Below are 12,867 nucleotides of genomic sequence, written 5' to 3' on the forward strand. Positions count from 1 at the left end.
GGGGGCGCGGGCCGTGACCGCGGCGCGCCGTGAACGCGGAGAGGACCCTGAGGGGGGACCGTCGGTCCCGGTTCCCTCAGGGTCCTTTCCCGTGGGGCGGCCTCAGCCCTGGGTGAGGCGGTGGCCGTCCTGGGCGCGCAGGAGCGCGCACGCGGCCCTGAACGCGGTCTCCACCTGGTCGATCTGGGCGTCGGTGAGGCCGATGGACGGCTCGAGCCGGAGGGTGTTGACGGCGCTGGCGGTGGGGAACGCGCGGACCTGGTGGGCCCGCAGGAGGTAGCCGGCGAGCGTGAAGCCGAAGAAGCCGGCGCGGGCGGTGGCCTGGAGGGCCTCGGACGTGGACCCGGACTGGTCGTGGAACTCGACGCCGAGCATCAGGCCTCGGCCCCGTACCTCCTTGACGACGTCGGGGTAGTCGGCCTGGATGCCGAGCAGCATCGTCTTGAGCCGGGTGCCCCGCTCCTCGGCGGTGCGGTAGGCCGCGCCGTCGCCGGCCTCGAGGAGGCTGAGGGTCTTGAGCGCGATGAGGGTGGAGAAGCCGTCCTTGGCGAAGGTGGAGCTGTGGACGATCTCGAACTCCTGGCGGTAGCGGGAGGCGCGGATGAGCGTGGCGGAGATCTTGGCGAGGCCGCCGCCCAGGCTCTTGGCGAGGGTGATGTAGTCGCCGTGCAGGCCGATGTGGGAGCCGGCGAAGAAGGCGCCGGTGCGGCCCATGCCGCTCTGGATCTCGTCGACGACCACCGGGCAGCCGAGTTCGTCGGCGACGCGGCGGATCTCTTCGGCGAACTCCCGGGTGACGGGGCGGATTCCGCCTTCGCCCTGCAGGGGTTCGAGGACGAACGCGGCGAAGAGCGGCAGGGGGCGTTCGGTGACGGTGACGACGCCGTCGACGACGGTGAGGGCGAGCAGGGGCTCCGGCTGTTCCTGCTCGACGGTCTTGCGGATGGCGCCGGGGTCGTCCAGGGGGACGAACCGGGCCTGCGCGGCCAGGGACGCGAAGGGGGTGCGGACGGCGGGGTTGTGGGTGAGCTGGACGCTGCCGACCAGCTTGCCGTGGAAGGAGCCCTCGGGGGCGAGGAACAGCGGGGGCTTCGCCAGCAGTTCGGTGTTGCGGCGCTCGACGGCGGCGGCCAGCCGCTCGAAGGCGGCCTCGGCGCCCGTCCGGGAGTCGCCCGCGGGTGCGGCGTCGCCGCCGGCCCCGGGGCCCGGGTCGCCGGCCTGTGCGAGGCCGGCGGCGCCGTAGGCGTCCCGGGAGACGACCGCCTTTCCGGCGCGGACCAGTTCGCGTGCGGTGCCGAGGTGTGCGGTGAGGTCCGCGGACAGTGCGGCGAGGCGGGCCGAGCGGTCGAGCTCGGCGTGCTTGAGGGCGATCTCGATCGCCTCGGCGCCGCTGTTCGCGAATATCGCGTAGTAGGGCTCGTCGGTGCCGAATTCCCGCTGGACGATCCGCGTGAGGGCGGCGGCGAGCTCGTTGGCGTGCGGGTGGCGGGAGAACTGCGCGTGAACGGGGGTGTGGAGGTCGAGGAGTTCCTTGGCGTAGGAGTTGATTTCCGGGTGGTTGTGTCCCAGGATCAGTGATCCGAATCCGCCCACCAGATCGAGGACGGGTATACGCCGGCCGTTCTCGTCCCGGCAGTGGAGGACGTCCCCTTCGGCCGATTCGTATCCGATGTCGAGCCCCACCGAGGCGAGCACCTGACGCAGGTGCGGTTCGGCGAGTTCCAGTTCGTTTTCCCCGGCAGTCATGCTGGTCCTTTCACGGAAGGCTGAATGCGCCGCCATCGTAGCGACGCGTGTTCACCGGATTTCCGGCTCGGGTAATCGCGCGTCAATCACCTTCGGCCCGGCGCGATTACCGCCCCGTGACCGCGGCATGGCCGACGGATAGGGGCGGGTGAATAGCTTGGGGTGACGACAATTGGGCTTTTGACGGGAGAATTGGCATGTCGAGTTCCAGGCGATCGCCCTCCGGGCTGGTCGACGCTCCGGTGCAGCCGGCCGGGCTGCGGGAGGTGATGTCGCGGTTCGCGACGGGCGTCATCGTGCTGACGGTGGGCGGTGAGCGGATGCACGGCATGACCGCGAACGCGTTCACGTCGGTGTCGCTGGATCCGCCGACGGTTCTGTGCTGTGTCTCCCACGGCGCCGTCATGCACGGTGCGATCACCGCGGCGGGCCGGTTCGGGGTGTCGGTGATGGAGGCCGGCCAGGAGGAGGTCGCGCGGTATTTCGCCGACAAGAACCGTCCGCTGGGCCCCGAGCAGTTCGAGGGGGTCGACACCTTCCCCGGGCCGAGGACGGGCGTGCCGCTGCTCTCGGGGGCGCTCGGCTGGCTGGAGTGCGAGATCGCCGGGGCGTACGAGTCGGGTGACCACTCGATCTTCCTGGCCGGAGTGCTGGGTTCGAGCCTGGGATCGGGGCAGCAGGACGGTCTCGTCTTCTTCTCGGGGCGCTATGCCCGGGGAGTGCGGCAGCAGGTGTCGTAACGGCACCGGGAAACGGACGAAGAGCCATCGTGTGACCTCCGCACGATGGCTCTTCTTCCGTTTCCGGACGGGGGTGTGGTGTCGGTCAGGCGGCCGGCTCGGCGTTGACCGGGCGGTCGATCGCCACGAACCACCTGCCGTCCGCGTCCTTGGTCATGACGTCCGTGCAGGAGCCGACCAGGGTGGTGTGACCGCCGTCCGGGGTCGGGACCTCGATCTCGTAGTCGGCGACGACGAGCATCGTGTCGCTCGTGGTGTACGAGCGCTTGTAGGTGGCCTTCATGCGCGGCTTCTGGGCGAGCAGTTCGGTGATCGCCTCGGTGCGCTCGGGCCCGCTCAGCGGCTTGCCGGAGAGATTGGAAATGGAGTCGTCCCGGTAAAGCCGGTCGAATATGGCGCCGTCATGGGTGTTGAAGGCGCGCAGGAACACGTCGCTCTGCTGAATGGGGTCGTCGGTGAGGGTCAGATCCAGGTCTGCCAGGGTGTTCTCTGTGGTCATGCGGTCATCGTAGGGAGGGTGGCCCATTCGATATCCACTGACCGGTAATCGCCGACGCGGGAGGCTCTTCTCATTCCTTCGGCGGACGGGTGAAGACCTGGAGCCGGGTGAATTCCTCGAGGCCCCACCGGCCGTTCTCCATCCCTATTCCGCTGGCTTTGAAGCCGCCGAAGGGAAGGTCGGGGCGCACGCCCGTGCCGTGGGCGTTGATCGAGACCTGGCCGCATTCCAGGGAGCGGGCGAGGTCATCGGCGCGATCGGTGTCGGGCGACCACACGGAGGCGGTGAGGCCGTACTCGGAGGCGTTGGCGGCGGCGGCCGCGTCGGACGGCTCGCCGTACGGAACGACGGGCAGGACGGGGCCGAACTGCTCCTCGTCGACGACGGCCATGCCGTCGGCGGCCGAAGCCAGGACGGTCGGTGCGTAGAAGTACCCCTCACGCGGGAGGGCGGCGCCCCCGGTGGCGACGAGCGCGCCACGGCTCCGGGCGTCGTCCACCAGGGCGCTCACGCGCTCGAACTGGGCCCGGTTGCTGAGCGGTCCCATCTGGACCCCGTCGTCGTGTCCGGCTCCCACGCGCAGGGCTGCCGCCTCGGTGGCCAGGGCCTGCACCCAGGCGTCGTGCCGGCGGGCGGGCACGTAGAGCCGCTTGACGGCGAAGCAGACCTGGCCGCTGTTGACGAACGCGCTCTGGACTATGGGGGCGGCGAACTCCTCCGGTTCGGCGTCCGGGAGCACGATGGCGGGGTCGTTGCCGCCGAGTTCGAGGGTGACGCGCTTGAGATCGCCGGCCGCGGTGGCGGCGACCCGGCGGCCGGTCGCGGTCGAGCCGGTGAAGCTGATCTTCCGCGGTATCGGGTGGGCCGCCATCGAGGCCCCCAGCGGATCCTGTCCGCTGATGACGTTGAGGACGCCGGCGGGCAGGCAGTTACGGAGGAGTTCGCCCATGTACAGGGTGGCGAGCGGGGTGTACGGGGAGGGCTTGAGGACCATGGTGTTGCCGGCGAGCAGGGCGGGGGCGATCTTCCACACGGCGAGGACGACGGGGAAGTTCCATGGAGCGATGGCGGCCACGACGCCCAGCGGGCAGGCCACGATCTCGGCGCGGCCCTGGTCGTCGTCCTGCACGATCTCGTGCGGCAGCTCCATCCCGGCGTAGTGGCGCAGCCAGACGGCGGAGGCCGTCACCTCGTCGCGCGCCTGGTCGAGGGGCTTGCCCTGTTCGGCGGTGATCAGCTCGGCCAGCCGGTCGGTGTGCGCCTCGAGGAGGTCGGCGGCCTCCCGCAACGCGTCGCGGCGGCCGCGCTCGTCGCGGCCCCAGGCGGGCTGTGCTCTGGAGGCCGCCGTCATGGCGGCGTCGAGCTGTCCGGGGGTGCAGTCGGGCGCTTGGGCGAAGGTGCGGCCGGTGGCGGGGTCGACGACGCCGAAGGTGCTCGCCGACGCCGCCGGCTCGCCGGCGATCGTCATGGTGAACTCGGTCAAGGGATGTCCTCCGGGGATGTGGGCGACGGGTGCGGTCGCGTCGGGTGTACGAGGGGGAGCCGGGTACGGTCCTGCGCCGGGCGGGTACGGGTTCCGGCGCGGGCCCGATACGGGTTCCGGCGCCGTGACGACGACGAGCCGGGCCCGTCCGGCCCGACGCCCGGGGTGCCGGGTTCGGGGCCGGACGGGGCCCGGCTCGGTGCCCAGGGCCGGTCAGCCGGCGACCAGGCCCGGCTCCTTGGCGGCCACGCGCTTGCGACTCTGCGCGCTCACCAGCGTGAGCAGGAACGCCAGGACGGTGACCCCGGCCGCAGGGAGGCCCAGCCACACCGGCGAGACCCAGTTCTGGAAGAGTCCGCCGAGCGCACCGCCCAGGGCGACGCCGAGGTAGATCGCCGAGGAGTTCAGGCCGAGCAGCACCGGCGTGGCGGCGGGTGCGTGGGCGACGAGGCGGTGCTGCTGGAGCACGGTGGGCACGCCCACCAGGACGCCCCACACGGCGGCCCAGACGAAGGCGGTGGCGAGGTTCCCGAAGGCGGGGCGGGCGAGGAGCAGGACGATGGTGAAGACGACCAGGGCGCCCAGCAGCAGCCGCTCGGCCGGGTAGCGGTCGGAGAGGCGTCCGGCCAGCAGGTTGCCCGCCAGGACGCCGATGCCGTAGACGAAGAGCACCCAGGTCAGCGTGGTCTCGGAGCCGCCGACCGTGTCGTCGAGGGCCGCCCCGATGTACGTGTACAGCAGGTAGGCGCCGGTGAGGGCCAGCATGGTGACGGCCAGGGTGCCGAGCACCCAGCGCTCCTTGAGGGGCTCCAGGCGGGCCCGGAAGGTCGTGGCCGGGAGCATGATCTTCGGCAGGGCGAAGGCGACGCCGAGCGCGGCCACGACGCCCAGTCCGGCGACGGCCCACAGGGTCACGTGCCAGTCGCTGCTGCCGATGAGGGTGCCGAGCGGCAGGCCGATGGCGCTGGAGAGGGTGAGACCGCCGAGCACGAAGGCCAGGGCCCGGCCACGCTGTTCGGGCTTGCTGATCACGGCCGCCGCGCTGGAGGAGGTGGAGGTGATGATGCCCGCGCCGGCCGCGGTGATGATGCGGGCGGCCAGGACGACGGCGTAGGTGGTGCCGACCGCCGTGACGATGTTGCCGATCGAGAAGACGATCAGGGCCATCATCAGGGCCTTGCGGCGGTCCATGGAGCTGGTGGCCCAGCCGAGGACGGGGGCGGCGACGGCGAGGGTCAGCGCGAAGGCGGTCACCAGCTGGCCCGCCGCGGGAATGCTGACGTTCAGGTCTTCGGCGATGGAGGGGAGCAGGCCGGCGATGACGAAGCCGTCGGTGCCGACGGCGAACGTCGCGAGCGCCAGGGGGAATAACCGCTTGTACACGATCCACTCTTTCCGCTGCTGAGGGGTGTGGGGATGGCTTCGGGAGTGGCAACGTAGCAAATACGTGGATGGTTGTCCACGTATCCAATCGTGAGCTACGGTGGCGGCATGACGTCATGGAGGGACCGGCGATGCGCGAGGTGACGCAGCCGGCGACCGAGGAGATCAGGCTCGTCGAGGTCTTTCACGCGCTCGCGGACCCGGTGCGCCTGCAGATCGTGGCCCAGCTGGCGGACAAGGGCCGGGACAGCTGTTCCGCGGTGGGCGAGAGCATCGACGTCCACCGGACGACGATGTCCCATCACTACCGGGTGCTGCGCGAGTCAGGGGTGACCTGGACCGAGATCGAGGGCCGGACTCGCTACGTCAGCCTGCGGCGCAAGGACCTCGACGCGCGTTTTCCCGGCCTGCTCGACGCCGTACTGGCCCAGCTGACCTGACCTCGCGCGGGCGGCGAAACGACCTGGACCCGCCTCCCCCGGCGATCCCCGACGACAGCCGCCGGGGATCGCCGCCGGGACACCTCACGCGCCGAGCCGGACGGGCAGCGACGCGTGCCCGTTGGAGATGAAGGATCCGAGCGGAACGATCTCCTGCGGGGGAACGGCCAGTTCGAGCCCGGGGAAGCGGTCGAACAGGGCGGACAGCGCGATCGACGCCTCCAGGCGGGCCAGCGGGGCGCCGAGGCAGTGGTGGACGCCGTGGCCGAAGGCGAGGTGGTCCCGGCGCGTGTCCCGCGTGATGTCGAACGCGCCCGCGGTGTCGCCGTGCTGCCGGGGATCCCGGCCGGCCCCCGCGAAGGAGATGATCATCGCGTCGCCCGCGGGGATCGTCACGTCCTCGAGTTCGATGGTCTCCACCGCGAACCGCAGCGGCATGTTGGCCAGGGGCGCCTCCAGGCGGAGCGTCTCCTCGATGACGTCTTCCCAGCTGCTGTCGCCCCCGCGGACCCGGGCCAGCTGCTCCGGATGGCGCAGCAGCGAGTGCACCGCGTGGTCGAGCAGGTTCACCGTGGTCTCGTGGCCGGCGGTGAACATCAGCAGGATGGTGTCGACGAGTTCCCGCTCGCTCAGACCCGCGCCGTCGTCCGTGTCCCGTGCCTGGATCAGGCCGGTGATCAGGTCGTCGGCCGGTGACTCCCGCTTGGTGGCGACGAGTTCGGCCAGGAGCGCGTACAGCCCCTCCTCGTTGGCCCGGGCCTCCTCGGTCGAGGCCTGGGTGTCGAAGATCTTGTGCACGAAGACGAGCATGGAGTCCCGTACGTCGTCGGGCATGCCGAGGAGCTCGGAGATCACCCGCGTGGGCAGCGGGTAGGCGAACTGCTCGCGCAGGTCGACCGGTTCACCGGCGGGCGTCGCCCCGAGGCCGTCCAGGAGCTCGGACGCGATCGCCTCGATGCGCGGCCGGAGCGCGGCCGAGCGCCGGGCGGTGAAGGCCTTCGCCACGAGCTTGCGCAGCCGGGTGTGCTCCGCCCCGTAGGCGGCCATCATGTTCCGGTCGGCCACCCAGATCGCCAGCGGCCAGCTCTCGGCCAGCTCCCCCTCCCCGTTCTCCCAGGCCGGCCAGTGCTGGTAGGCGTCCCGCGACACCCGGGGGTCCGTCAGCAGCTGTTTGGCCAGCGCGTAGTCGGTGACGTTCCAGACGACGACGCCGTCGGGGAGCTCCACCTGGGTGGCCCGGCCGCGCTTGCGCAGCAGCTCGGCCTCGCCGTGGACGTCACGGCCCGAAAGGTCCATGCGGTAGGGGCACTGGGTCTCTGTCATCGGCCCTCCAAGGCCAGCGGTGGGGGCCCGGGGCCGTCCGGCCGGTGATCCGGCCGGGCAGCCCCGGAAGCGGGTGTGCGTCGACGGTGCCGCGACGGCTACTGGGCGGGCAGACTCAGCACTTCGGTGAGACCGCCGTCGACGGTGATCTCGGTGCCGGTGGTGAACGTGGCCTCGAAGGCGAGGAAGAGCACGGCCCGGGAGATCTCCTCGACCGACCCGTGCCGCTTCATCGGCGTGATCTCGTCGCCGATCTTCTCGAAGACGGCGCGCTCCTCCGCCGAGGCCTCGACACCCATGGTGGGCGTCTTGATGAAGCCGGGGCTGACCGTGTTGACCCGGATCCCCCGCGGGAGCAGCTCGGCGGCGAGCACCTGCGAGAAGGACCGGACGGCCGCCTTGGCCCCGGCGTACGCGCTCATGCCGGCGGTGCCGGAGTGGTGGGCGATCGACGTGGTGAGGACGACCGCGCCCCCCTCGCGCAGCAGCGGGGCCAGCCGCTGCACGGTGAAGTAGGCGCCCTTGGTGTTGACGGCGAAGATCCGGTCGTAGACCGCCTCGGTGACCAGCTCGAACGGCTCCAGCTTGGCGTAACCTGCGTTGACGAAGAGGAAGTCGACGCCGCCGAGGCGCTCCTCGACGACCCCGCCGAGGGCCTCGATCTCGGCCAGGTCCGTCACGTCGCACCGTACGGCGTGGGCGCCCGCCCCGAGCAGGTCCCGCGCGGCGGCCAGGTTCGCCTCGTCGCGCCCGGTGACGATCACCTCGGCGCCGGCCGCGACGAGCGCCTGGGCGACCGCCAGCCCCATGCCGTGCGTCCCGCCGGAGATCACGGCCTTCTTGCCTGCGTACTTCGTCACTTGTTCAGTCCTCCGGAAGGGGTGGGATGCGCACGGATCCGTGCGACGGCTGGGAAAGGGCGTCCCGCATCACGAACTCCGCCGCCCGCTCGCCGATCATCACGGCCGGCGCGTGGGTGTGGCCGCGGGTGACGCGCGGGATGACGGAGGCGTCGGCCACGCGCAGGCCCTCGACTCCGTGCACCCTCAGGCGGCTGTCGACCACCGCGCCCTCGTCGGCGCGGCCCATCCGGCAGGTGCCTACCGGGTGGAACAGCGTCTGCGCCCGCTCCCGTACGGTGCGGGCCGGCGCGGCGGCGTCGAGCGTGTCCGGCGGGCCGTCGACCAGCGGCCGCAGGGCCCGCGTCTCGAAGAGCCTTTCGGCGAAGCGGACTCCGGCCACGAAGGTGTCCAGGTCGGCCTGTGCCGTCAGGTAGCCGGGGTCGATCAGGGGCGGGCCCGACGGGTCGGCGTCGTTCAGCGTGATGCGGCCGCGGCTGTCCGGCTGCAGGAGCACGACGGCGACGGTGAGCCCGTCCGTGCCGTGCGGGCTGTCGTCGGTGAAGGCGACCGGGGCCCAGATGAGTTCCAGGTCGGGCGGACCGTCCGCGCCGTCGGCCCGGAGGAACGCCACGGCCTCGGTCATGTTCGACGTGAGCGGGCCGAGCCTGTCCTCCTCGTACATCCGCCGGTGGGCGGGGGTGTCCGCGTCCGCCAGGCGCATCGGTCGGGCCGCCTTCACGACGACGTCCAGACCGACGTGATCGTGCAGGTTCCGGCCCACCCCGCTCAGGGCGACGCGGGGCTCGACGCCGGCGCCGCGCAGCTCGTCGGGGTCGCCGATGCCCGAGAGCATCAGGAGCTGGGGGGAACCCACCGTGCCGGCGCAGAGGATCACCTCGCGGTGGGCCGTGAGGCGCCGGTCGGACAGCTGGACGCCGGTGGCCCGGCCGCCTTCCAGGAGGACCCGGTGGACGGTCTCCCCGGTGAACACGCTCAGGTTCTCGCGGTCCCGGGCCGGACGAAGATAGCCGTCGGCGGCGCTCCAGCGTGCTCCCCGGAGCTGGTTGAGCGGCGTGAGCGTGGCGCCGGCGTCGTCGGTGCCGTCCAGACCGCCGGTGATCGGCGGCAGGCCGAGCTCCGCGCAGGCCTCGAGGAAGCGGGCCGTCGACGGATCGGGGTCGCGGGGCGGTGATATCCACAGCGGCCCGCCGGTTCCGTACGCCCGCCCCTGCTCCGGGCGTCCGCTCCAGCGTTCCGTCCGGCGGTAGTACGGGCGGACCGCCTCCCAGGACCAGTCCGGTCCCGCCGCCTCCTCCCACGCCGCGTAGTCCCGGCGGTGGCCGGGGACCCACATCTGGAAGTTGGTCGACGACGACCCGCCGAGCACCTTCCCGCGCGGCCAGTACACGCTGCGGCCCGTCAGCCCGGGCTGTTCCACCGTGCTGTAGCCCCAGTCGCTCGGCGAACCCAGCAGGTTCACCGCTCCGAAGGGGATCGTGAAGTCCTCGCCCTCGTCCTCTCCGCCCGCTTCGACGAGCGCGACCCTCGTGCCGGGTGACGCGGAGAGCCGGGCGGCGAGAACACAGCCCGCCGAGCCGGCGCCCACGATCACGTAGTCGAATGCCTCGTCCCTCATGGCTCACCCCCTTGGTGTGGGAACGGGAGGGGTGACCGCACCGGGTGCGGCCCGGTCACCCACGCGTCAGGCCGCGTCGGCCGCCTGCTGGGCCGCCAGCAGCCCGGATTCGATGGCGCCGTCGATGAAGCCGCCGTTCCAGCCGGTCGCGATGTCACCGGTGGCGAACGCGACGCGGCCCTGCGGCTGCTGGATGTCGGGCAGCTGTGTCAGGAGCTGGCCGGGCTGACGCATGCCCCAGGCGCCCTGCGAGAAGGGGTCGCGGCCCCAGTCCTGGGAGACCAGGTCCACCACCTTCGCGTCGGGGATCAGCTGCCGCAGCCCCGTCTCGACCTGCCGCTTGCTGGTCGGATCGAGGAGCGGATCGTGCGAGAAGGCGATCACCAACTGGTCGCCGCCGGGCAGTTCGGTGTGGGGGATCACGGTGGAGAAGGGATAGCCCTCGGCCCCGGCCGCGTAGACCCGCCCGACGCTGCCGTCCAGACGGACCCACAGCTTGGTGGCGTAGGGCACGCCCACGCGCTGCGTGGTCGCCTGCCGGTGCACCTTCGGCAGACCGGGCCGGAAGTCGATGGTCCGCCAGGAGTTGACCGGCACGGCCACCACGACGGTGGCGGCGGAGAACCGCTCCCCCGACCTGGTGGTGACGACCACGCGGCGGCCCTCGTCGGCGACGCGGGCCACCGGGGAACCGAGCCGCAGCTCGGCGTGGGCGTCGCCCAGGATCGCCTCCAAGAGCCGGACCATGCCGCCCTCGGGGCGGTATTGGACCAGGCCGTCCCAGCCCGCCATGGTCCAGCCCGACAGGGCCCACCACTGTGCGAGCGCCGTCAGCGCCCCGTAGGAGCTGGAGCCGCCGGACTGCGAGGCGGTCACGCCGCTCAGCCAGAGCTCGTCCTGGGCGGAGAGGCGCAGCTGCGTCAGCCGGTCGCGCAGCGACAGACGGTCCACCGTCTCCAGGAGGTCCTTGCGGTAGAGCGGCTCGTACGGCCGCTCGAAGTACTGCTCGGAGCCCTCGAAGAGCTTTGTCATCAGGCCGCCGAGCCGTGCGCCGGCCTCCTCGGCGTCGAACACCCGCGGGCCGGCGGGCGTCGGGTAGAAGGAGCGCTCGGGCGGGCCGCCGCCGGCGACCGTCCTGATCCCGTAGCGCTTGAGCTCGGTCATGACGTGCGGGTGCAGCTCACTCACCCACGCGCCGCCGAGCTCGATCTGCTCACCGGCGAACCGCGAGGTCCAGGTCCGGCCGCCGATCCGGTCGCGGGCCTCCAGCACGACGGGGCGCAGCCCCCTGGCCGCGAGCTCCCGAGCAGCGGTGACGCCGGCGTATCCGGCTCCGATGACGACCGCGTCGACCGCGCGCGGCGTGCTGGACGCACGGTCGGCGGAGGCCGCGGCGACCGGCGTCGCGGCCGCGACGGCCCCGGCGGTCAGCGCCGTGGCGGCGGCCGCCTTCAGCACGCCGCGGCGGTCGATCCGCCGTTCCGGATCAGTGGGGAACGATGCCGTGCCAGGGTTCATGTCTTCCTCGGGAATCGGGTCGGCTCGTGCAGGGCGGTGAGAGGGTCAGAGCAGGGGGGTGTCGGGGTCGAGGCCGAGCAGGACCCGCCCCTGGACCTCGAGGTTGGTGCTGAGCAGCAGCAGCGCGTGGAGCGAGAAGCCCTGCGTGTCGCGGAAGAAGCGCTGGATGGGCACGCTGCGCTGGATGGCCGAGGCACCGCTGGCGTTGTAGAGGATCTCCACCGCCTCCTTGGCCAGCTGGATGACGTAGGCGCTCTGGCCGCGCACGAGGGCCTTCTCCTCGTCGGTCGGCTGCTCGCCGGCGTCGGCGCGGCCCTGCAGCAGCGGCCACCAGGTCGCGGCGAGGCCCTCGGCGGCGGCGATCTTGTTGGCGGCCGTGGCGACCTGGATCTGGGTCAGCGGGTGCTCGCGCTGGTCGGTCCACGAGGTGTACGTGATCGGCCGTCCCGGAACCCGCTCCAGGAACAGTTCGTACGCGCCGCGCGCCATGCCCAGGAACGTCGCCGCGCACTCGGCGACCACGAAGCTGAACAGGCCGTAGCCTCGGCCGGGCGTCGGCTGCTGCGTACGGCCGGCGGTGCTGTTGAGGATGGCGTCGCCGAAGCTGATGACGCGGTGCGCGGGCACCGCCACGTTCCGCGCCGTGGTCGTGGAGCTGCCGGTGGCCTCGGCGGAGGAGGTGTGCCAGTCGTCGGCGACGGTGAACTCGGACATGGGCACGATGGCGACGACCTCGTCGTGCGTGCCGTCAGGGAGCTCCAGGATCGCCGCGGCGATGTTCCAGTCGGCGCCGCGGCAGCCGGAGTTGAAACGCCAGCTGCCGTTGAGCAGATATCCGTCGCCGTGCGGGGTCAGGGTTCCCGAGGGGGTGAACCCGCCGGAGATGCGCACCGAGGGGTCGGCGAAGACCTCCTCCTGGGTGCGGTCCGGGTACAGCGTGGCGCACCAGGCGTTCGACGCCCACACCATCGCGAGCCATCCGGTGGAGGGGCAGCCGCGGGAGATCTCCGCGAGGACCCTCGCCTGGTCGGCCAGCGGCAGGTCGAGCCCGCCGAACCGGGCCGGCGTCGCGATGCGGAAGACGTCGGCCTTCTCCAGGAGCGCGATGTTCTCGTCCGGGATCCAGCGCTGCTGCTCGGCCTTCGGGCCGTTGTCACGGAGCACCGGAACGATGTCGGCCACCGCCTTGACGACGTCGTCTGCGGCTATCTGGCCAGTTGTCATGAGGGGTCCTTTGTGATCGGCGGGGGGTACGGA

11 protein-coding genes are annotated in these 12,867 nt (G+C 71.9%); 2 read left to right on the forward strand and 9 right to left on the reverse strand.

Annotated features, from left to right (window positions below; all coding sequences use genetic code 11):
* Positions 1-102: 102 nt before the first annotated feature.
* Entirely contained in the window at positions 103-1,746 is a 1,644-nt protein-coding gene (locus ACIGXE_RS34180; protein WP_399753743.1) for an aspartate aminotransferase family protein, read from the reverse strand.
* Positions 1,747-1,943: 197 nt separating this feature from the next.
* On the opposite strand from ACIGXE_RS34180, the gene ACIGXE_RS34185 reads away from it, so the two are divergent.
* A complete protein-coding gene (locus ACIGXE_RS34185) occupies positions 1,944-2,486 on the forward strand; it encodes a flavin reductase family protein (RefSeq protein WP_399753745.1) in 543 nt (180 codons plus the stop codon).
* A gap of 85 nt (positions 2,487-2,571) precedes the next feature.
* Here the strand turns inward: ACIGXE_RS34185 and ACIGXE_RS34190 are convergent, their stop codons facing one another.
* From ACIGXE_RS34190 to ACIGXE_RS34200, 3 genes are all read right to left on the reverse strand, one after another.
* Positions 2,572-2,985 carry a YybH family protein gene (locus ACIGXE_RS34190; RefSeq protein ID WP_399753747.1) on the reverse strand — a complete coding sequence of 138 codons (414 nt, stop codon included), beginning with the start codon at positions 2,983-2,985 and terminating at the stop codon, positions 2,572-2,574.
* A gap of 70 nt (positions 2,986-3,055) precedes the next feature.
* Positions 3,056-4,468 (reverse strand): aldehyde dehydrogenase family protein, encoded by a 1,413-nt coding sequence (locus ACIGXE_RS34195; protein ID WP_399753749.1) that lies wholly within the window; start codon positions 4,466-4,468, stop codon positions 3,056-3,058.
* A 213-nt stretch (positions 4,469-4,681) separates the two neighbouring features.
* Positions 4,682-5,851: an MFS transporter gene (locus tag ACIGXE_RS34200; protein WP_399753751.1), complete on the reverse strand. Its 1,170-nt coding sequence runs from the start codon at positions 5,849-5,851 to the stop codon at positions 4,682-4,684.
* Between the two features lie 131 nt (positions 5,852-5,982).
* On the opposite strand from ACIGXE_RS34200, the gene ACIGXE_RS34205 reads away from it, so the two are divergent.
* Entirely contained in the window at positions 5,983-6,291 is a 309-nt protein-coding gene (locus ACIGXE_RS34205; protein ID WP_399753754.1) for an ArsR/SmtB family transcription factor, read from the forward strand.
* An 84-nt stretch (positions 6,292-6,375) separates the two neighbouring features.
* Here the strand turns inward: ACIGXE_RS34205 and ACIGXE_RS34210 are convergent, their stop codons facing one another.
* The 5 genes from ACIGXE_RS34210 to ACIGXE_RS34230 all read right to left on the reverse strand — a co-directional run bounded on the left by ACIGXE_RS34210 (position 6,376) and on the right by ACIGXE_RS34230 (position 12,834).
* Positions 6,376-7,614 carry a cytochrome P450 gene (locus ACIGXE_RS34210; protein WP_399753756.1) on the reverse strand — a complete coding sequence of 413 codons (1,239 nt, stop codon included), beginning with the start codon at positions 7,612-7,614 and terminating at the stop codon, positions 6,376-6,378.
* A 98-nt stretch (positions 7,615-7,712) separates the two neighbouring features.
* Positions 7,713-8,474: an SDR family oxidoreductase gene (locus ACIGXE_RS34215; RefSeq protein WP_399753757.1), complete on the reverse strand. Its 762-nt coding sequence runs from the start codon at positions 8,472-8,474 to the stop codon at positions 7,713-7,715.
* A gap of 4 nt (positions 8,475-8,478) precedes the next feature.
* Entirely contained in the window at positions 8,479-10,092 is a 1,614-nt protein-coding gene (locus tag ACIGXE_RS34220) for a GMC family oxidoreductase (RefSeq protein WP_399753759.1), read from the reverse strand.
* A 66-nt stretch (positions 10,093-10,158) separates the two neighbouring features.
* Positions 10,159-11,610 (reverse strand): flavin monoamine oxidase family protein, encoded by a 1,452-nt coding sequence (locus tag ACIGXE_RS34225; protein ID WP_399753761.1) that lies wholly within the window; start codon positions 11,608-11,610, stop codon positions 10,159-10,161.
* A 45-nt stretch (positions 11,611-11,655) separates the two neighbouring features.
* Positions 11,656-12,834, reverse strand: a complete 1,179-nt coding sequence (locus ACIGXE_RS34230) for an acyl-CoA dehydrogenase family protein (RefSeq protein ID WP_399753763.1) — start codon at positions 12,832-12,834, stop codon at positions 11,656-11,658.
* Positions 12,835-12,867 lie beyond the last annotated feature (33 nt).

This window comes from Streptomyces sp. NPDC053431 (assembly GCF_044544925.1).
Taxonomy (GTDB): Bacteria; Actinomycetota; Actinomycetes; order Streptomycetales; family Streptomycetaceae; genus Streptomyces.

Bases quoted from the DNA above. Each gene is read 5' to 3' on its own strand.
- ACIGXE_RS34180 (WP_399753743.1), bottom strand. From the start codon at position 1,746: ATGACTGCCGGGGAAAACGAACTGGAACTCGCCGAACCGCACCTGCGT.
- ACIGXE_RS34185 (WP_399753745.1), top strand. From the start codon at position 1,944: ATGTCGAGTTCCAGGCGATCGCCCTCCGGGCTGGTCGACGCTCCGGTG.
- ACIGXE_RS34190 (WP_399753747.1), bottom strand. From the start codon at position 2,985: ATGACCACAGAGAACACCCTGGCAGACCTGGATCTGACCCTCACCGAC.
- ACIGXE_RS34205 (WP_399753754.1), top strand. From the start codon at position 5,983: ATGCGCGAGGTGACGCAGCCGGCGACCGAGGAGATCAGGCTCGTCGAG.
- ACIGXE_RS34210 (WP_399753756.1), bottom strand. From the start codon at position 7,614: ATGACAGAGACCCAGTGCCCCTACCGCATGGACCTTTCGGGCCGTGAC.
- ACIGXE_RS34220 (WP_399753759.1), bottom strand. From the start codon at position 10,092: ATGAGGGACGAGGCATTCGACTACGTGATCGTGGGCGCCGGCTCGGCG.
- ACIGXE_RS34225 (WP_399753761.1), bottom strand. From the start codon at position 11,610: ATGAACCCTGGCACGGCATCGTTCCCCACTGATCCGGAACGGCGGATC.
- ACIGXE_RS34230 (WP_399753763.1), bottom strand. From the start codon at position 12,834: ATGACAACTGGCCAGATAGCCGCAGACGACGTCGTCAAGGCGGTGGCC.